Origin of the sequence: Fortiea sp. LEGE XX443, from assembly GCF_015206815.1 — a bacterium.
Lineage (GTDB): Bacteria > Cyanobacteriota > Cyanobacteriia > Cyanobacteriales > Nostocaceae > Nostoc_B.
In genome coordinates this window covers 39,513-59,822 of the sequence record NZ_JADEXZ010000031.1, presented here as the reverse complement: position 1 = coordinate 59,822, position 20,310 = coordinate 39,513, and the positions used below count along the sequence as shown (strand labels likewise).

The window sequence follows — 20,310 nt, the reverse complement described above, 5'->3', positions numbered from 1 at the left end:
GCCCCGTTCCCCCTGCCCCCTGCCTCTAATAAAAACACTCCGCGTACCTCTGCATTTACCTCTGCGTTGAAAAAATGCAACACATTAAACTTCCACAACTAACCATTACTATTCTCTCCTTCTGTGTTGCCGCTGTTGCAGGAATGAAAACAGCTGACGCAGCCTCTTTTTCTGTTCTAGCAGACGGGCTGAATAATGCCAGAGGTTTGAGCTTCGGCCCCGATGGTCATTTGTATGTCACAGAAGCAGGAACAGGAGGAAATGGCGCTTGTGTACCACCAGTTAGCGGCCAAGGTGGCTCCTTATGTTATGGCACAAGTGGTACAGTTCTCAAAATAGAGCATGGCCAGACCAAACCTGTACTTACAGGCTTACCTTCCATAGCATTAGCCGATGGTACAGGAGCCGGTGGCGTGCGGGACATCCAATTTGATACCTCAGGTAAGGCTTATATTTTAGTAGGGTACGGGGCTGATCCAACCTTCCGCGATCGCAATCTTGGTAATACTGATCTCGGAAAAATCATCACTCCTGACTTTCAAACCAATTCTTGGACGAGCATTGCTGATTTAGCTAACTATGAACTCGTCAATAACCCCGATGGTGGTGATATCAATAGCAATCCCTTAGGCTTTGTGATTGATGGCGATCGTCTAGTTGCAGTTGATGCTGGAGCCAATGATTTACTTAGTGTCAAGACTGACGGTAGTAACTTGCAAGCACTCACGGTGTTGCCCCAAGATACATTAACTAATCCAGTTTTTCCACCAATAGGTACTCCATCTAATGAACCAGGACAAGTACCCACTCCCACAGAAGCACCACCATCACAGATTGCGATCCAAGCAGTACCCTCAAGTGTAGTCAAAGGCCCTGATGGTGCTTACTACGTCAGCCAATTCACGGGTTTTCCTTTTCCTGAAGGTGGAGCCAAAATTTATCGAGTTGGTACTGACGGCAAAACAACAGTTTATGCAGATGGCTTTACCCAACTTACAGACTTAGAGTTTGATATTGCGGGGAATTTATATGCCTTGCAGTATGCCAATCAGCCAGCTTGGAAAGGTAATTTTGATGGTTCTCTCATCAAAATAGCTGCTGATGGCACTCGCACAACGATTCTCAATGGCAATGGTTTAGAGTCACCCAATGCCTTGACTATTGGCGCTGATGGCGCAATTTACATCAGCAATCGCAGCGATCGCCCCGGACAAGGACAAATCATCAAAGTTGAGAATCCAACATCTATTCCTGAACCGACTTCTGCCTTTGGCTTATTAGCGTTTAGCGTTCTGAGCATTAGTTGGTTACGGAAGCAAAAACCCAGTCATAGCAACTCCTTCCAAGAGTCATTTGTGAAAGCAAAAGACTGACCACAAATTTTCACTAATACCAACTTACGACAAATGAAACTGAAGCATCTGACCATTACATTTGTGACTGTTTGTATTGCTATCGTTGCTGGAACAAAAGCAGCCGAAGCGGCAAGTCTAACAGTTGTGGCCGACGGTCTGAATAACCCACGAAATTTGGCCTTTGATCCTGAAGGTAATATTTACGTGACGGAAAGTGGTTTTGGCGGTGATGGCCAAGACGGAAGATGTATCCCATCACCAAGCGCAGGGTTCATTCCTTTGTGTGCTGCTCAGAATGGTTCTTTAATCAAAATAGCTAAAGACGGTACCAGAACAAATATCATATCCGATCTAACTTCTTTAGCATTATCACCTTCTGGAGAACAAGCCGCAGGCCCAGCAGATTTCAAATTTGATTCTAAGGGTAACGCTTATTTATTGACAGGTCTGGCAGGTGATCCGACTAATCGAGACACCGTGTTGAGCGCTCCTGACCTTGGCAAATTATATAAAGTAGACTTAAAAACTGGTGGGCTGACAACTCTTGCCGATTTTGCAGCCTATGAAACCTACAATAATCCTGATGGCACGGATTTAATTTCCAACCCCTATGCTTTTGCAATTAAAGATAATAATGCTTTTGTAGTTGATGGAGGTGGAAACACGATTTATTCTGTGGGTCTTGATGGTAGTGGGATCAATAACGTAGCTGCCTTCCCTCTAAAAGTCATAGATAGAAATCAACTCGAATATCCAGACCTTGGGCCAGATATAGATCCAACAGCGTTGCCAGTAACACAGCAATCAGTACCTACAGGAATTGCGATCGCTCCTGATGGCAGTTTAACAGTTAGCGAATACACATACTTCCCTTATCCAGAAGGCGAAGCCCGAATTTTTTCAGTTAATCCCGACGATTTGGGTATCCAAATTATTGCTGATGGTTTTACCCAGTTAACTGGCGTAACCTACGATCCCGAAGGGAACTTATATGCCCTGCAACACATCAACACTTCCGAATGGAAAGAAATTCAACAGGGCGGGATGATCACTGGTGATATTAGTGGCTCTGTAATCAAAATAGGTACTGATGGCACTCGCTCAACCATCTGGAGTGGTGACGGACTAGAAGCTGCTTCTGGGATAACCTACGGCCCTGACGGTAATTTATATATTTCCAACCGTGCTAGACTTGCAGGCGCAGGACAAGTCATCAAGATTAATCCTACAGCAGAACAAGTTCCCGAACCCGCAACGATCGCTGGGACACTCATAGCTGCTGCCTTTGGTAAAGTTGCAATGGCGAAGAAGCGTAAACGCGAAGCTTTAGCTAAAGCAGAGATGGTCTAATTCTTTCACTTACAGAATGAACTGCTGCCTCACTACAAAAGTTGTCGGGAGGCAGCAACCGGAATTTTAAGTTTCCCAAACGTGGACTGGGAACGAGCATAAATCATCAACCAGAACTTTAAAACTTATGGGATTAGTAAAACATGTAGCGATCGGCGTTGTCAGTGCCGGATTTATGGTATTGGCAACATCCGCTCAAGCTTTGTCTTTAAGTTTAAAATACGAACGTAGCATTGGTAGCCCTGGCTTTGCTCCTGGGGAATTGTTTGTTCCCCAAGGCATCACAGTGGATAGCGCCGGAAATACTCTGATTAGTAACGGTCGCGGTCTTAACCCAGATGGCAGCTTTAATCCAGATATCGGTAATCGGGTCGAAGTCTACAACCCTCAAGGTGATTATATTGGAGCCATTGGCAGAGGCGGTACAGGCCCAGGAGAATTTGACGAGCCATCAGCCCTGGAAATCGATCCAGATACCGGAAATTTGTATGTGGGTGATGTTTTTAACAACCGTGTTAATGTCTACAACCCTCAAGGCAAGTTTATTAACTCCTTTGGTTCTTTTGGTGGTCTCATTCCAGGTAGAGCTTTCTTTGGCCCATCAGGTATAACATTTGATAATTCTGGTAATGTATACGTAGGTGATTTTAGCGGCGACAAAATCAACAAATACACCAAAGACGGTCAGCTAATTGGTACTATTGGCAGTTCTGGTACTGAACCTGGACAATTCCAAGGGCCAGCCGGGATCAGAATTTCCCCTGTCAGCGGCAATTTCTTTGTAAGTGACCAGTTTAACAACCGAGTTCAGGTACTCACTCCAGAAGGCGATCCGATTCTGACATTTGGCCAACAAGGCACAGGTAATGGAGAGTTTAATCAACCAATTGGCATCGAAGTAGACGAGTTTGAGAATATCTATGTGGCTGATTCTATCAACAGCCGCGTCCAAGTATTTGATAGAAGTGGTAATTTTCTCACGGCATTTGGGAAAGCGGCTGATGCACCACCACCTGCATTGGGTGAGCCACCTTTTGGCGACCCTCTCGACTTAACACCAGGCACATTTAACTGGACAGCTGGCACAAGCTATAAAGATGGCAAACTCTATGTCGGCGATTTCTTCCAAGGTCGTGTGCAAGTATTGAGCGTTGAAGGTAGAAACGAAGTACCTGAGCCTGCTTCAATGTTAGGTATGGGATTATTTGGGCTAGGGGCTGCTGTGGCTAAATGGCGAAAAAATAAACAGCAGAAATTAGCCATCGATTTAGAACCGGAAAAAATTTCTATTTGAAAATAGAGTATATGAAGGATGAAATTGATACTTCATCCTTCGTATTTTTCCCGTTATCTAGGTGTATATATGTCTGCTGTAATTGACTGCAAAATAACTAATATTAGTGAGTTATTACATCACTGGGTAGCGCGACAAGTTACTCAGGATGCTGTTATTTGGCTGAATGAAACAAGAGAGCAAATAAATAGCGGTGCTAATGCAAGAGTATTTTTTAGTACTTTTAGTAGAGTGCCTCGTCATACAGGAAAAAATCAACTGGAGTTAACTACTCAAGACCTGAAAGCTGCTTCAGAAATGCGGCTTGGTTGGTGTTTTAAACATTGGAGTGTAGATCAAGCTGCGCGTACATTGCTAGTATTAACTCTGGCACAAGCAAATTCAGAGAAATATTTATCCGCTTTAGAAAAAGTATTTACAGCCGCTGATGTTGGGGAATTAGTTGCACTTTATCAAGCCTTACCTTTATTACCCTATCCTAAAAAATTTCTAAAGCTGGCGACGCAAGGAGTTCGCAGCAATATGACAGCAGTATTTAATGCTGTAGCTTTACTTAATCCCTATCCAGCAGAGTATTTTGATACTTTGGCATGGAACCAGATGGTTTTGAAAGCCTTGTTTGTGGGGAGTCCTCTGCATTTAATTCAAGGTTTGGATTTACGTGCTAACCCCGAACTGGCAAGGATGTTAATTGATTATGCTCACGAACGTCGGAGTGCTAACCGCGTAATTTCTGCTGAAATTTGGCCATTAGTAGAACAATTTGCCGATGCTGCTATTTTAGATGATTTGCAAAGAGCGATCGCTCTTCCACAACCTACATAAAGTAACAAATGTATCTTATGAATGAAAGTATTATTACAAGGGGCATGATGTTTATCGACCCCCATATTCATATGAGTTCGCGCACCACTGATGATTATCAGATGATGCAGCAATCGGGGATTGTAGCAATCATTGAGCCTGCTTTTTGGTTAGGACAACCACGTACTAACGTTGGTTCCTTCCAAGATTATTTCAGTAGTCTAGTTGGTTGGGAAAGATTTCGAGCTTCACAGTTTGGTATTAAACATTACTGCACAATTGGCTTGAACTCTAAAGAAGCCAACAACGAAGCGTTAGCAGAGCAAGTCATGGAACTATTACCGCTATATGCTTGCAAAGAGGGCGTAGTTGCCATTGGTGAAATTGGCTACGACGACATGACCCCCGCCGAAGACAAATATTTCCGCCTCCAGCTAGAACTAGCAAAAGAGTTAGATATGTTGGTGATGATTCATACACCACATCGTGATAAAAAGGCTGGTACAAGCCGCAGTATGGATGTCTGCATTGAACATGGCTTAAAACCATCGCAGGTAATTGTTGATCATAACAATGAAGAGACGGTAGCCGAAGTTTTAGACAGAGGCTTTTGGGCAGCATTCACAATTTACCCCAACACCAAAATGGGCAATGCCCGCATGGTAGAAATTATCCGTCAATATGGTAGTAATCGCATCATTGTTGATAGCAGTGCTGATTGGGGAGTAAGTGACCCTCTGGCTGTACCCAAAACTGCCTTACTCATGCTGGAACGGGGAATTTCTGAAATGGATGTGCAGCAAGTTTGTTATCAAAATGCCCTTGCTGCTTACAGTCAAAGTGGTGAAATGCAAGAGTCTGACTGGTTAAACCTCCCACCCATCGACCAGCGGCAAACATTCAGCAATAATTCCGTCCTTCGGGGACAAGAACCATTGGTAGAGTCGCATCGGGAATACGCACTAATAGAATAAACTTCTTTGCGCGAGTCAAAATATGAATACCGTCATTCTAAACTCCCACCGTTTCTGGGCATATCTGCAATTGCTCCGACCTGCCAATATTATCACCGCCTGGGCAGATATCATGGCTGGCTTTGCGGCATCAGGGTACTTTGTAGAAGCAAATGTAATACCACTGCTATGGTTACTCCTAGCTACCACTGGCTTATATGGTGGCGGTATTGTATTTAATGATGTATTTGATGCCGAATTAGATGCCGAAGAACGTCCAGAAAGACCGATTCCCAGCGGTAGAGCATCTCGTACAGGTGCGAGCTTACTAGGAAGCCTACTGTTGATTATGGGTGTAGTAGCAGCGGTGCAGGTTTCATGGGTGAGTGGGATATTGGCGATCGCGATCGCTACGGCTGCTTTATTGTATGATGCGATCGGCAAGCATCACCCAATTCTCGGCCCGATCAATATGGGACTTTGCCGCGGCGGTAACTTATTACTAGGGGTAAGTGTCGTCCCAGCGGTATTAGGAAATTACTGGTTTTTGGCTTTAATTCCTATAGTGTATATTGCGGCAATCACTACCCTCAGTCGGGGTGAAGTACACGGAGCAAAACTTAGTACTGGCATAATAGCAGTATTATTAATTATGGCAGTTCTTGTCGGCTTGCTTGGACTAGGATTGCTCAAAGATTATCAAGTTATCACCACATTACCATTCTTGATATTGTTAGCTATTCAAGTATTAATTCCTTTTATCAAAGCAGCATATCAACCCACATCAGACAAAATTCGGATTGCGGTTAAAGCAGGTGTTTTGTCACTAATTATTTTAGATACTACCGTGGCGGCTGGCTTTGCAGGTTTAGCATACGGGTTGATAGTTTTGAGTCTGCTGCCGATTTCTATGCTATTAGCAAAAATATTTGCTGTGACTTAACATAAATTATCCATGACATAGCAACTTATCTCCGCGTAACTTTGCGTTAAAAGCATCTACAAACAATCAACTTAGTCTCAAAACATCAATACTAGAAAATGGGAGACTAGCAAATGGTATTACAATCCTCGCTTAATCTCAAATCAAGCTCAAAAAACCACCTTAAATCACGGCAAATTACTATCATTGGTGGGCATGGTAGAATGGGCAAATTATTTCGAGAACAACTTTTGGCAGTAGGTCATAAAGTCAATGTTCTCGAACAAGAAGATTGGGAGTATGCAGACCAACTATTGCATCATGCAGAACTAGTATTAGTATCGGTTCCGATTGAATATACAGTTGATGTTATTCAGCGTGCTGCTAAATATATTTCTTCAAATACAGCATTGTGTGACATCACAAGTATTAAAACTCAGCCAACAGAAGCTATGTTGGCACACCATTCCGGCCCTGTTATGGGATTACACCCGATGTTTGGCCCAAGTATCAAATCTTTTTGGGAACAAAAAGTTGTAGTTTGTCCTGGGCGTAATCATGAATCATTTCAATGGTTATTAGATTTCCTTCAAAGTCAAGGCGCAGAATTAATTACATGCACGCCAGAAGAACACGATCGCATGATGGTATATATTCAAGCAACACAGCATTTTTATAGATTAAACTTGGGTGCTTTTTTAGCGCAAGCCAACATTGATCTAGAGCGTATTTTATCAATTTCATCTCCTAGCTTTCGTCAAGAAATTGAAATTTTGAAACGGTTATTTTGCCAAAATCCTAATTTGTGCGTTGACATTATGTTAGCGACAGAAGAAAGATGTCAAGCGATTAATGCTTTAGCTGATACTTATAGTCGCTTGGCAAAGTTAGTACAAGAGAAAGATAGAGAGGGTTTAATTCAAGAGTTTGAAAATACTCAAGGTTTTTTCAAGGGATAAAGAATTAGGGTTGAAAGTAGAGGTATGTAAGAATCGAACTGCCAAGAAATTAAATATTTCTTACACTTATATAAGAGAAACTATGATAGTTGACATCAAGCAAAAAACTAAATTTTCTGTACAATCTATTCAGCAAAGTATTAGAGTAAATTTTAATTATGAAGTTTACTTTACTAATAATATTTTGAATTTAAAAAATCCGACATTAGCGCAAGCGATCGCAGCTGATGACGAGAAAAAACCAAAGAAAGTGGTAGCCTTAGTAGATGCCGGATTATTGGAATTCTGGCCAGATTTACTCTGGCAATTAACTAACTATACAAAGTTCTATGCAGAGGTACTAACCCTGGCTGTTGAACCAATGCTTGTTCCTGGGGGAGAGGCTGCTAAAAATGAGCCAAAATTATTAGAAAAAATTCACCAACTGATTGAAACAGCAGGGTTATGTCGCCACTCTTATGTGTTGGGAATTGGCGGCGGTGCGGTATTGGATTTGGTAGGATATGCAGCTGCAACAGCGCATCGGGGAGTACGCCTAATTCGGATTCCTACAACAGTATTAGCCCAAAATGATTCTGGTATAGGTGTAAAAAACGGTATCAACGCCTTTGGTAAAAAGAACTTTTTGGGTACATTCGCCCCACCTTATGCAGTAATCAACGATTCAGCCTTCTTGACTACATTATGCGATCGCGATTGGCGTTCTGGAATTGCAGAAGCAGTAAAAGTTGCATTAATTAAAGATACTAACTTCTTTGACTTTATCCATCATCACACCACAGACTTAGCCCAGCGTGATATGGACAGTATGCAACAGATGATTTATCATTGCGCCCAGTTACACCTAGAACATATTGCCACATCTGGTGATCCTTTTGAAATGGGTTCATCCCGCCCTCTAGATTTTGGACATTGGGCTGCTCATAAATTAGAACAATTAACAGATTATAAATTACGACATGGTGAAGCAGTAGCAATTGGTATTGCTTTAGATACTACCTACTCTTATCTTTTAAAAATGCTATCTCATTCGGAGTGGCAACTAATATTAAAAACACTTGTAGAACTAGGTTTCAAGTTGTATGTACCTGAAATAACCAAACAATCATCACCTGAAAATCTCCCTTGTCTATTCCAAGGTTTAAACGAATTCCGAGAACATTTAGGTGGTGAATTAACCCTGACACTGCTGCAAAAAATTGGTAAAGGAATTGAAATACACGAAGTAGATTTGTCTTTGTACAAACAAGCAATATCCTTATTGCGTGAATCTGAAAAACAACAGCAGATGCTGGTTACAATAAACCGAGGTGAAAGATGAAAATAGAAACCAACAAAAATTTTCACTTAACCTACTGCACTAACATTCACCCTGGCGAAGAATGGCAAAAAGTCTTTGCTAATCTCCAACAATATATTCCACCACTAAAAGTAAAATTATCGCCAGATAAGCCCTTCGGAATAGGCTTGCGTTTAGCAGCCATAGCAGCTAAAGAATTACTTCAAGGAAATGCCCTAACTCAATTTCAGGCATGGTTAAATGAACAAGATTTATATGTATTTACCTTAAATGGCTTTCCCTATGGACAATTTCATTGGCAAGTTGTAAAAGACCGAGTTTATGCACCAGATTGGTCAAAACAAGAACGTTTAGACTATACCTTACAACTCACACGAATTCTCGCAGAACTATTACCACTCGATATAGAAGGTAGCATTTCCACATTACCGTTATCTTACAAACCCTGGTTTAAAGAAAATCAATTTGCTCAGACATCAGTAAAGTATGCAGCGACTCTCAACATCGCACAAGTAATAGAACAAATGATTCGCATCAGGGCTGAACAAGGAAAATGCTTACACTTAAACTTAGAACCAGAACCAGACGGCTTAATTGAAAATGCAGCCGAAGTAATTGATTACTTCCAAACACATTTACTACCAATAGCTGGAGATTATTTAACCAAACAATTAGGAATTTCTCAAGAAATTGCCGAACAATACATATTAGAACATGTGCGAATTTGTTACGACACCTGTCATTTTGCTGTAGAGTACGAAAACCCAATCTCAGTTTTACAAAAATTTCAAACTGCGGGAATTCAAATCGGTAAAATACAGATTAGTGCTGCATTGCAAGTAAATATACCTCAAGATATACAACAACGCCGCTTAATATTAGAAAGATTACAACCCTTTGCCGAATCTACATATTTACATCAAGTAATAGCACGCACAAATAATCAGCAGCTAATTCACTATTCAGATTTAGAAAATGCCTTACCAAACTTAGAAAACACCACCGATGTAGAATGGCGAATACACTTCCATGTTCCTATATTTATCCGTGACTATCAACTATTACAATCCACCCAAGACGACATTATAAATGTTTTAAATCTTTTACAAAATCATCACTTCTGTAACCATCTAGAAATTGAAACCTACACCTGGGAAGTCCTACCCGACAAAATGAAACTAGACTTACCAGCCTCCATTCAACGTGAATACGAATGGATTCTGACAAACTTATTAACAAAACAATTAGTTGCTAGTTAAGGTCGTCTGTTTCGTAACTCAACTCTTCCCCCTTCCTCCGCGCCCTCTGTGTCTCTGTGGTTCGTATGCAAAAAACAACCATTCTCAACGTAGTCGGATTAACACCAAACCTCATAGGTCAACAGACACCCTTCCTTTGCCATTGGAAATCAACAGGAAAAACCGTCACTATCGAACCAGTTTTACCTGCTGTAACTTGTACAGCACAAGCAACCTATCTCACAGGTAAATTACCCGATGAGCATGGAATTGTTGCTAACGGCTGGTACTTTCGAGATGAGTGTGAAATCAAATTTTGGCGACAGTCTAACAAACTAATTCAAACTCCCAAAATCTGGGATATAGCCAAACAAATAGACCCCAACTTTACCTGCGCCAACTTATTTTGGTGGTACAACATGTACTCCTCAGTAGAATATGCAGTTACCCCCCGACCGATGTATCCTGCTGATGGGAGAAAAATACCAGATATTTATACTCAACCAAAAAACTTGCGATCGCAACTTCAGTCTACACTAGGTCAGTTCCCTTTATTTAACTTCTGGGGGCCTAACACATCAATTCGTTCCACCCAATGGATTGCAGACTCAGCAAAATTTGTCGAAGAACACCACAACCCAACACTAACACTCGTTTACTTACCCCATCTAGACTACTGTTTACAAAAATATGGCGCTGATACCAACAAAGTAGCCAAAGATTTACAAGAAATTGACGCAGTTTGCAGCGACTTGATTCAATACTATGAAAATCGTGGCGCTCAAGTCATCGTCTTATCAGAATACGGAATTACATCGGTATCAAAACCTATACATCTCAATCGCATATTGCGAGAAAATGGCTTGTTAACAGTACGGGAAGAAACCGGACGAGAACTACTAGATGCTGGTGCTAGTAAAGCATTTGCGGTTGCAGACCATCAACTTGCCCATATATATGTTAATAATCCATTGTATATACCAAAAGTGCGATCGCTCCTCGAAGAAATTGATGGAGTTGCTTATATTTTAGACGATAGCGAAAAGCCAGCTTATCATCTAAACCATTCTCGCTCAGGTGAATTAATCGCAGTATCTCAACCAGATGCTTGGTTTACTTATTATTACTGGCTTGATGAGCATCGCGCCCCTGATTTTGCCAAAACTGTTGATATTCATCGTAAACCTGGTTACGACCCCGTAGAACTTTTTATTGACCCAGAAATTAAATTACCTCAAGTCAAAATTGCTCTAAAGCTTTTACAAAAAAAACTGGGCTTTCGCTACTTAATGGATGTTATTCCTTTAGATACTTCTTTAGTTAAAGGTTCACACGGTTGTTTTCCACCTTCGACCACTGAAGGGCCTTTATTGATTAGCCAACAAACTCATTTACTTGATTCCTCATCCATACAAGCCAGTAGTGTGTGTCAGATAATTCTTGAGCATTTAACTAAAAAATAAAAACTGATCTTTTGGTATCAACAACCAACAAAAATAAGTAGGTCGGTGTTAAAAATTGTCGTTATGACAAGGCAGGAGGCAGAAGGCAGAAGGGAAGAGGTTTTCAAGCTACTTTACTTTCCGTTACATAGTTCGGTTTATTTGCACCTTTCTACTTATATTCCTAAAGGTTATTGGCTAAAATCAAAAAAACATCTTTTTATATTTTTAAAAAAATAATATTAATTTCAAATAAAAAGTTAACTTCTGCAAAATAATATTCATTCATTAGCGGCTATATGTTGAGTAGGCTAAATAAAGAATATTAGTTTTTTCTAATTGCATACACTCCGACAAACACATCAAAAAATATTCAAATTTTTTCATTTTCCAAGCTTGCCACTCAAATTCTCAACAATTTATTTATGATTACTGACTCCCATTCCTACACAACGCTGAGTAATTTACGTGTTTCTCGCTCAATTACAGAAATTAAGATGGAGACTGCCATTGAAGAAGTTCTCTTTTACCTCAATTCTCAGCGTGGAGGCTTGTTAACTAGCAGTTACGAATATCCAGGAAGATATAAAAGATGGGCAATAGGATTTATTAATCCGCCTTTGGAATTAACTACAAAAGCAAATACTTTCACTCTGACAGCACTAAACGATCGCGGTAAAATACTTTTAGCATTGCTGTTTGAGCATCTATTCGATTTAAAGCAACTTCAAAACCTAACTAAAACTCAAAACTGTGTCACTGGATTAGTTAAATCTACAGAACAATGTTTTACTGAAGAAGAACGCAGTAAACAACCTTCAACGTTTACAGTTATTCGAGAAATTCTTGATACATTTTCTAGCCAAGAAGATGAACATTTAGGATTGTATGGAGCATTTGGTTACGACTTAGTATTTCAGTTTGAACCAATTTCTCAATCTTTAAAACGTCCTACAGACCAGCGCGATTTAGTTTTATATTTACCTGACGAATTGATAGTTGTAGACTACTATCAGCAACAAGCTTTTCGGCTAGAGTATGACTTTATCACAGCCTATGGCAGTACTTATAATTTGCCGCGTACAGGTGAATCTATTGATTATCGAGGTCAACGCCTGACTCCGACACAAAATGTTGACCACAACATAGGCGAATATTCCAAACTAGTAGAATTTACTCTCGATTACTTCCGTCGAGGCGATTTATTTGAAGTTGTTCCCAGTCAAAACTTTTTCACAGCTTGCGAAGAACAACCAAGCAATCTATTTGAAACTCTTAAACAAATTAACCCTAGCCCTTACGGATTTATTTTTAATTTAGGTGGTGAATACATTATTGGTGCATCGCCAGAAATGTTTGTCCGGGTTGAAGGTCGGCGTGTAGAAACTTGTCCAATCAGTGGCACAATTAGCCGCGGACAAGATGCTTTAGATGATGCTGTGCAGATTCGTTCCTTACTAAACTCTTCCAAAGATGAAGCAGAGTTGACAATGTGTACTGATGTAGACCGCAATGATAAGTCTCGCATCTGTGAACCTGGTTCAGTACAAGTTATTGGTCGTCGTCAAATTGAATTGTACAGTCACTTAATCCATACCGTAGATCATGTAGAAGGTATATTGCGCCCAGAATTTGACGCGTTAGATGCTTTTTTGAGTCATACTTGGGCTGTCACAGTCACAGGCGCACCCAAACGAGCCGCAATTCAATTTATCGAACAGCACGAACGCAGCGCCCGACGTTGGTATGGTGGTGCAGTTGGGTATTTAAATTTCAACGGTAATTTAAACACAGGCTTAATTCTGCGAACTATCCGCTTACAAGATTCAATAGCAGAAGTGCGAGTTGGGGCAACTCTCTTATATGATTCTGTACCGCAAGCAGAAGAACAAGAAACCATCACCAAAGGTGCAGCGTTATTTGAAACGATTCGTTGTGCTAAACAAAAAGGCGAAGAATTTGATGAATGCAGTACTACAAACTTGAGTAAATGCGTTGCTGATGTTGAACCGGGTAAACGCATTCTACTCATTGACTACGAAGATTCATTTGTTCACACCCTCGCTAACTACATTCGTTCCACAGGCGCGAGTGTCACCACCCTCCGTCATGGTTTCCCTGAATCTCTGTTCGATACAGAACGCCCAGATTTAGTTGTATTATCTCCGGGCCCTGGTAGACCGCATGATTTCAAAGTTACAGAGACTGTTGCGGCTTGTATTCGTCGTCAAATACCTCTTTTTGGCGTGTGTCTGGGATTGCAAGGAATTGTCGAAGCTTTTGGCGGTGAATTGGGAGTGCTTAACTATCCTCAGCATGGTAAATCTTCACGAGTTTTCGTCACTGCGCCCGATTCTGTGATGTTTCAAGGTTTGCCAGAATCTTTCAGTGTCGGTAGATACCATTCATTGTTTGCCATACCGCAACGTTTACCAAAAGAATTCAGTGTAACGGCGATTTCTGAGGACGATGTAATCATGGGTATTGAACATCAAACACTTCCCATTGCGGCTGTACAGTTTCATCCAGAGTCAATTATGACATTAGCCTCAGAGGTTGGTCTGGCGATTATTAAAAATGTCGTCCGGACATACACGCGAACAAAAGAGTCAATAGTCAATAGTTAATAGTTATTCTGCTCCCCATTTTCACATCCCTCCTCCACTTTCGCTTATGATTAATCAAGTTGTCTCGCCTCAACACATCCTGAAAGAAATTATTTGGCATAAACGGCAAGAAGTTGCACAAATGCAGCAAGAATTACCTTTAACTGTTTTGGAAAATCAGTTGAGTGCTGCGCCGTTTGTGCGAAATTTTTTGAAAGCTTTGCAGGAAAATTCTTATCAGCCTAGTTTAATTGCTGAGGTAAAAAAGGCATCGCCCAGCCGTGGAATTATTAGAGCAGATTTTGACCCAGTTGCGATCGCTCAGTCATATCAACATGGTGGTGCTGCTTGTCTTTCGGTTCTCACTGATGAAAGGTTTTTTCAAGGTAGCTTTAATAACTTGCGTTTAGTGCGATCGCATGTTTCTTTGCCTCTATTATGTAAAGAGTTCATTATTGATGCTTATCAAATTTATCTAGCACGAACAACAGGTGCAGATGCAGTTTTATTAATTGCAGCAATTTTATCAGACCAAGAACTGCAAAACTTTTTACAAATAATTCATAATTTGGGCATGAATGCTTTAGTAGAAGTTCATACATTGGCTGAACTGGATAGAGTTTTAAAGTTAAATAATCTACGTTTAGTTGGAATTAATAACCGTAACCTCGAAGATTTTACTGTTGATTTAAACATCACAAAGCACCTTTTATCACAGCGACAACAACAATTACAAAGTTTAGGCATTACTGTTGTCAGCGAGTCGGGAATTTATACACCTGCTGATTTAGCTTTTGTGGCTGAATTTGGTGCGAGGGCTGTTTTAGTGGGAGAGTCTTTAGTTAAGCAAGATGATGTAGAGGAAGCTGTGCGTAATTTATTAGAAAACAAATCCCAATTTTAAAGCAACTCTTTGCAGAAGCAAGGTAAAGGGGAAAGATAAAAGAAATAATTATTTACTTTCTCCCTTCACCTTTCCTTATGAAAATTACGAATTACGAACTACGAATTACGAATTACTATGACCACCATTTCTAATTACTTTCAATTGCTACGTCAGCGCCAACAGTGTGCGTTAATTCCTTTTATTACAGCAGGTGATCCAGATTTAGAAACTACCGCCGATGCTTTACGGATTTTAGATTGCAATGGTGCTGATTTTATCGAAGTGGGTGTTCCTTATTCTGACCCCTTAGCCGATGGGCCTGTAATTCAAGCTGCTGCAACTCGCGCTTTACAAAGAGGGACTAAATTAGAACAAGTATTAGAAGTATTAGCAGATGTAATTCCTAATATTAAAGCACCAATCATCTTATTTACTTACTACAATCCCATTTTGCATCGTGGAATTAAATCGTTTTTAGCCATTATTGCCGATGTTGGTGTAAAAGGTTTAGTAGTACCAGATTTACCCTTAGAAGAAGCAGCAGAATTAATTCAAACTGCCGCATCTTTTGGCATTGAGGTGATTTTACTTGTAGCTCCTACTAGTTCTCAGGATAGGATTGATGCGATCGCTCGTCAATCTCAAGGCTTTATTTATCTCGTCAGTGTAACAGGTGTGACGGGGATGCGTTCTCAAATCCAAAACCGTGTACAACACTTAATCACAGATTTACGCAGCGTCACCGACAAACCTATTGGCGTTGGTTTCGGCATCTCTGCACCAGAACAAGCACATCAAGTGAAAGAATGGGGCGCAGATGCAGTGATTGTTGGTAGCGCCTTTGTCAAACGCCTCGCCGAAGGTAGCCCAACTCAAGGACTACAAGCAATAGAACAATTATGTCGAGAACTCAAAGCAGCAATTTCATTACAACCAGTTGGTTTAGCTAAGTAAATCTCTGCGTCACGCCAGTTGCTACAAGTCGGCAAAGCCGCCCAACGCAATGGCTCCTCTGTGTCTCTGCGGTTCGATAAAGAAAAACGAACCACAGAGGCGCAGAGAACACAGAGGAGGAAAACTTTAAGGTAAGAGGTTTAGACTGTGGTAAGCATTCCAGATATTAAGAATACATTTACGCAACCTGACTCGTTGGGCAGATTTGGACAGTTTGGCGGTAAGTATGTACCGGAAACTTTGATGCCGGCTTTAAGTGAGTTGGAAAGGGCTATTGAACAGTATCGTGATGATGCTGGCTTTCAAAGTGAGTTGCAAAGTTTACTGCGCGATTATGTGGGCAGACCTAGCCCGTTATATTTTGCTGAACGCTTGACGGCTCACTACGCCAGACCTGATGGCACAGGGGCGCAAATTTATTTAAAGCGGGAAGATTTAAATCATACAGGCGCTCACAAAATTAATAATGCTTTGGCTCAGGTGTTGTTAGCCAAGCGGATGGGGAAACAGCGAATTATTGCGGAAACTGGTGCAGGTCAGCATGGAGTAGCGACGGCTACTGTATGTGCGCGGTTTGGTTTGGAATGTGTGATTTACATGGGCATCCATGATATGGAACGGCAAGCCCTGAATGTGTTCCGCATGAAGTTGATGGGGGCGGAAGTCCGGCCTGTGGAGGCGGGAACTGGCACTCTCAAAGATGCTACTTCGGAGGCGATTCGAGATTGGGTAACGAATGTCGAAACAACACACTACATTTTAGGTTCTGTGGCTGGCCCTCATCCTTATCCAATGTTAGTGCGTGATTTCCACACTGTTATCGGTAAAGAAACTCGCGTCCAGGCTCAAGAGAAATGGGGCGGTTTACCAGATATTCTTTTGGCTTGTGTGGGTGGCGGTTCCAATGCGATCGGATTGTTTCATGAATTTGTGAATGAACCTGCGGTGCGTTTGATTGGTGTGGAAGCAGCCGGAGAAGGTGTGAATACAGATAAACACGCCGCAACTCTGACATTAGGTAGAGTTGGAGTGCTACATGGTGCAATGAGCTACATCTTACAAGATGATGATGGTCAAGTTATCGAAGCCCACTCAATTAGCGCTGGTTTAGATTATCCAGGTGTCGGCCCTGAACATAGTTATTTAAAAGATATCCGTCGTGCTGAATATTACAGCGTGACAGACGAGCAAGCACTACAAGCATTTCAAAAACTCTCGCAACTAGAAGGCATTATCCCAGCATTAGAAACATCTCATGCGATCGCCTATTTAGAAATTCTCTGTCCACAGTTAGATGGTAGCCCGCGCATTGTCATCAACTGCTCTGGTAGAGGTGATAAGGATGTCCAAACTGTTGCTAAAGTCCTGAATCATTAATGCAATATGGTAGCCTTAACTCAAAATCCACTTGACAAAATCTCTGTTACTGCTTCATCCGACTGGTCAGCTATATTACAACAACTGCTCAAACGGCAATCACTCACAGTTGACCAAGCCACAAATTTAATGCACGGTTGGCTTACAGATACCATTCCTCCAGTCCTCTCAGGAGCCATCTTAGTCGCAATTCAAGCCAAAGGTGTTTCCGCCGAAGAACTAGTAGGTATGGCCACTGTCCTGCAATCCCAATCATCTTATGGAGACGCGACATATCACGTCTCTACAAATCCTCTCATCGATACTTGCGGTACTGGTGGCGATGGTGCTTCCACCTTTAACATTTCCACGGCTGTCGCCTTTGTCTCCGCCGCCGCTGGGGTAAAAGTGGCCAAGCACGGCAATCGTTCAGCCTCTAGTAAAGCTGGTTCTGCTGATGTATTGGAAGCTTTAGGGATAAATCTCAATGCCAGCCCAGACAAAGTACAAGCCGCAGTTAACGAAATTGGCATTACCTTTTTATTTGCCCCTGGCTGGCATCCAGCACTCAAAGCAGTCGCAGATTTACGCAAAACTCTGAAAGTGCGGACTATTTTTAACCTGCTTGGCCCTTTGGTAAATCCCATGCGACCAACAGGACAAATTATTGGTGTTAACGACCCGTTACTCATTGAAGAAATCGCCCAAGCCTTATCCCAACTAGGATGTAAACAAGCGATCGCCCTCCACGGCAGAGAAAGATTAGATGAAGCCGGTTTAGCAGATGTCACAGACTTAGCTGTACTGCAAGCAGGAAAAGTGCGCTGTCTCACCATCAACCCCCAAGAACTCGGTTTGAGTTCTGCACCAACAGGCGCATTACGCGGCGGCGATGTTCAAGAAAACGCCGAAATCTTAAAAGCCGTACTCCAAGGAAAAGGCACTCAAGCCCAACAAGATGTAGTCGCCCTAAACACAGCCCTAGCACTGCAAGTCGGAGAAGCCATCCCAGACACAACAGACATCTTACAAGGTTGCACCAAAGGCATCACTTTAGCCAAAGAAATTCTCCAAAGTGGCGCAGCTTGGACAAAACTAGAACAACTTGCCGAATTTCTCCACTAACTCTCAGAACTTACGCACTAAGGTTGCTTGTTCAGACTGGGTGTAAGGGGGCAAGGGTGTAGGGTGTAAGACTTTGAAACACATACACCCACCCTTGTTCAAACCCTTGATTTTCTCTTTAAATGCGTAAGTCCTAACTCTCTTACTTTGCGTCCTCTGCGTCCTTTGCGGTTCGTAAACAAAAAAATACTTGCAACACAAAAAAGGAAAACAAAAATGATAGTAGTCCTGAAAAACGGCACACCCATTGATGAAATCACTCGCATCAGCGAAGGATTAAGTGAAGTTTGGGGAGTCAAAATCGAAAAAAGCGTCGGCAAACATAAAGTTATTTTGGGCGTAATTGGCGACACTGCTACTATCGATCCATTGCAGATACAAGAATTCAGTCCTTGGATTCAACAAGTTATGCGAGTCCAAAAACCTTTCAAGCGCGTAAGTCGAGAATTCCGCTACGGAGAAGCCAGTGAGGTTGTTGTACCCACACCCAATGGCCGTGTATATTTTGGAGAGCATCATCCTGTAGTGGTGGTAGCTGGGCCTTGTTCTGTTGAGAATGAGGAAATGATTGTTGAGACAGCAAAACGTGTCAAGGCTGCTGGAGCAAAGTTTTTGCGTGGGGGAGCTTATAAACCTCGTACCTCGCCTTATGCTTTTCAAGGATATGGAGAAAGCGCCTTAGAATTGTTGGCAGCAGCGCGTAACGCTACAGGTTTGGGTATCATCACCGAAGTTATGGATACTGCCGACTTAACAGCAGTAACAAGAGTTGCCGACATCATCCAAGTTGGTGCTAGGAATATGCACAACTTTTCGTTATTGAAGAAAGTAGGCGCACAAGATAAGCCTGTATTACTCAAACGCGGGATGTCGGCCACAATTGACGAGTGGCTGATGGCAGCAGAATATATTCTTGCAGGTGGAAATCCGAACGTGATTCTTTGTGAGCGTGGTATTAGAACTTTTGATAGTAAATATGCTCGCAATACCTTAGATTTATCTGTAATTCCAGTATTGCGATCGCTCACTCATTTACCAATCATGATTGATCCAAGTCATGGTACAGGTAAATCTGAATATGTACCACCTATGGCTTTAGGCGCGATCGCAGCAGGTACTGATGCTTTAATGATTGAAGTTCATCCTAATCCAGCTAGAGCTTTATCTGACGGGCCGCAATCTTTAACCCCAGAAAGATTTGACTGTTTAGCACAAGAAATGTCAGTGATTGGTACAGTTGTTGGGCGTTGGACTCTACCATCTTTACTGACTACTGTTTAAGATTTTTGATTGCGTAAAACAGTAACAGTTAAATAGCTATTTTTTCTAAATTTTGCTATTATCTGCTCTATTTTATTATTTGGATCAATTTCATTTTAATCAAGAATTGGTGCATGATATCAAAGCCATAATCATGTGCCAATTTATTTTAGGACTTACGCACGAGTCACGGAATAACGTAGACGCGGCAGCGGCTTGCCGCAGGCTACCACAGAGGCGCAGAGGTAACGGAGAAATGAGAGTTTCAGAGATATTTTGCGTAAGTCCTATATTTTTTATATTTTGTAATTAAATTATTATCTTGCCAAGAATATTATATTTTTTCCAAAAATCATAAATATTTATCATTGTGCTAATTGTAATGAATACATAACATATATGTGGAATCAGACTTCATTACAGTTTGATAAATAACGGGAATATTTGTTGATTACAAAGCCACGAAACATACCAATAAATATTCTCTTCCCAACTTAATGAATGCT

At 41.5% G+C, this 20,310-nt stretch carries 16 protein-coding genes; all 16 read left to right on the top strand.

From position 1 onward, the window contains the following. Window positions 1-83 precede the first annotated feature (83 nt). A complete protein-coding gene (locus tag IQ259_RS13790) occupies window positions 84-1,373 on the top strand; it encodes a ScyD/ScyE family protein (RefSeq protein ID WP_339383890.1) in 1,290 nt (429 codons plus the stop codon). Between the two features lie 33 nt (window positions 1,374-1,406). Further along, window positions 1,407-2,705, top strand: a complete 1,299-nt coding sequence (locus IQ259_RS13785) for a ScyD/ScyE family protein (protein ID WP_193885598.1) — start codon at window positions 1,407-1,409, stop codon at window positions 2,703-2,705. A 127-nt stretch (window positions 2,706-2,832) separates the two neighbouring features. Next, entirely contained in the window at window positions 2,833-3,999 is a 1,167-nt protein-coding gene (gene scyF / locus IQ259_RS13780; protein WP_193885596.1) for a scytonemin biosynthesis PEP-CTERM protein ScyF, read from the top strand. Between the two features lie 69 nt (window positions 4,000-4,068). Beyond that, a complete protein-coding gene (locus tag IQ259_RS13775) occupies window positions 4,069-4,824 on the top strand; it encodes an EboA family metabolite traffic protein (RefSeq protein WP_193885594.1) in 756 nt (251 codons plus the stop codon). 17 nt (window positions 4,825-4,841) lie between these two features. Continuing rightward, entirely contained in the window at window positions 4,842-5,777 is a 936-nt protein-coding gene (locus IQ259_RS13770; RefSeq protein WP_228014527.1) for a TatD family hydrolase, read from the top strand. 22 nt (window positions 5,778-5,799) lie between these two features. Further along, the gene (eboC, locus tag IQ259_RS13765; RefSeq protein WP_193885592.1) at window positions 5,800-6,699 is read left to right on the top strand and encodes a UbiA-like protein EboC; all 900 of its coding nucleotides are present in this window, start codon (window positions 5,800-5,802) and stop codon (window positions 6,697-6,699) included. A gap of 113 nt (window positions 6,700-6,812) precedes the next feature. Further along, on the top strand, window positions 6,813-7,637 hold the full coding sequence (gene tyrA, locus IQ259_RS13760) for a bifunctional chorismate mutase/prephenate dehydrogenase (protein WP_193885585.1): 825 nt from the start codon (window positions 6,813-6,815) through the stop codon (window positions 7,635-7,637). Between the two features lie 82 nt (window positions 7,638-7,719). Beyond that, window positions 7,720-8,958 (top strand): 3-dehydroquinate synthase, encoded by a 1,239-nt coding sequence (locus IQ259_RS13755; protein ID WP_193885580.1) that lies wholly within the window; start codon window positions 7,720-7,722, stop codon window positions 8,956-8,958. Beyond that, complete coding sequence (eboE, locus tag IQ259_RS13750; protein ID WP_193885579.1) at window positions 8,955-10,196, top strand: metabolite traffic protein EboE; 1,242 nt, start codon at window positions 8,955-8,957, stop codon at window positions 10,194-10,196. Before IQ259_RS13755 ends, eboE begins: the two co-directional genes overlap by 4 nt. Before the next feature lie 65 nt (window positions 10,197-10,261). Then, window positions 10,262-11,638, top strand: coding sequence for an alkaline phosphatase family protein (locus tag IQ259_RS13745; protein ID WP_193885578.1), 1,377 nt, complete (start codon window positions 10,262-10,264; stop codon window positions 11,636-11,638). Window positions 11,639-12,042: 404 nt separating this feature from the next. Beyond that, window positions 12,043-14,244, top strand: a complete 2,202-nt coding sequence (locus IQ259_RS13740) for an anthranilate synthase (RefSeq protein WP_193885577.1) — start codon at window positions 12,043-12,045, stop codon at window positions 14,242-14,244. Window positions 14,245-14,290: 46 nt separating this feature from the next. Continuing rightward, window positions 14,291-15,127, top strand: a complete 837-nt coding sequence (gene trpC / locus IQ259_RS13735; protein ID WP_193885576.1) for an indole-3-glycerol phosphate synthase TrpC — start codon at window positions 14,291-14,293, stop codon at window positions 15,125-15,127. A gap of 117 nt (window positions 15,128-15,244) precedes the next feature. After that, window positions 15,245-16,063, top strand: a complete 819-nt coding sequence (trpA, locus tag IQ259_RS13730; RefSeq protein ID WP_193885575.1) for a tryptophan synthase subunit alpha — start codon at window positions 15,245-15,247, stop codon at window positions 16,061-16,063. Between the two features lie 147 nt (window positions 16,064-16,210). After that, complete coding sequence (trpB, locus tag IQ259_RS13725; protein WP_193885573.1) at window positions 16,211-17,440, top strand: tryptophan synthase subunit beta; 1,230 nt, start codon at window positions 16,211-16,213, stop codon at window positions 17,438-17,440. Between the two features lie 6 nt (window positions 17,441-17,446). Further along, a complete protein-coding gene (gene trpD, locus IQ259_RS13720) occupies window positions 17,447-18,544 on the top strand; it encodes an anthranilate phosphoribosyltransferase (RefSeq protein WP_193885572.1) in 1,098 nt (365 codons plus the stop codon). Window positions 18,545-18,760: 216 nt separating this feature from the next. After that, window positions 18,761-19,825 (top strand): 3-deoxy-7-phosphoheptulonate synthase, encoded by a 1,065-nt coding sequence (aroF, locus tag IQ259_RS13715; protein WP_193885570.1) that lies wholly within the window; start codon window positions 18,761-18,763, stop codon window positions 19,823-19,825. Window positions 19,826-20,310: the final 485 nt, after the last annotated feature.

Excerpts from the sequence above, each read along its gene's own strand:
- IQ259_RS13745 (WP_193885578.1), top strand. The coding sequence starts at position 10,262 with ATGCAAAAAACAACCATTCTCAACGTAGTCGGATTAACACCAAACCTC.
- IQ259_RS13740 (WP_193885577.1), top strand. The coding sequence starts at position 12,043 with ATGATTACTGACTCCCATTCCTACACAACGCTGAGTAATTTACGTGTT.
- tyrA (WP_193885585.1), top strand. The coding sequence starts at position 6,813 with ATGGTATTACAATCCTCGCTTAATCTCAAATCAAGCTCAAAAAACCAC.
- IQ259_RS13785 (WP_193885598.1), top strand. The coding sequence starts at position 1,407 with ATGAAACTGAAGCATCTGACCATTACATTTGTGACTGTTTGTATTGCT.
- IQ259_RS13755 (WP_193885580.1), top strand. The coding sequence starts at position 7,720 with ATGATAGTTGACATCAAGCAAAAAACTAAATTTTCTGTACAATCTATT.
- trpD (WP_193885572.1), top strand. The coding sequence starts at position 17,447 with ATGGTAGCCTTAACTCAAAATCCACTTGACAAAATCTCTGTTACTGCT.
- trpA (WP_193885575.1), top strand. The coding sequence starts at position 15,245 with ATGACCACCATTTCTAATTACTTTCAATTGCTACGTCAGCGCCAACAG.
- scyF (WP_193885596.1), top strand. The coding sequence starts at position 2,833 with ATGGGATTAGTAAAACATGTAGCGATCGGCGTTGTCAGTGCCGGATTT.
- eboC (WP_193885592.1), top strand. The coding sequence starts at position 5,800 with ATGAATACCGTCATTCTAAACTCCCACCGTTTCTGGGCATATCTGCAA.
- IQ259_RS13770 (WP_228014527.1), top strand. The coding sequence starts at position 4,842 with ATGAATGAAAGTATTATTACAAGGGGCATGATGTTTATCGACCCCCAT.
- aroF (WP_193885570.1), top strand. The coding sequence starts at position 18,761 with ATGATAGTAGTCCTGAAAAACGGCACACCCATTGATGAAATCACTCGC.
- eboE (WP_193885579.1), top strand. The coding sequence starts at position 8,955 with ATGAAAATAGAAACCAACAAAAATTTTCACTTAACCTACTGCACTAAC.
- IQ259_RS13775 (WP_193885594.1), top strand. The coding sequence starts at position 4,069 with ATGTCTGCTGTAATTGACTGCAAAATAACTAATATTAGTGAGTTATTA.
- trpC (WP_193885576.1), top strand. The coding sequence starts at position 14,291 with ATGATTAATCAAGTTGTCTCGCCTCAACACATCCTGAAAGAAATTATT.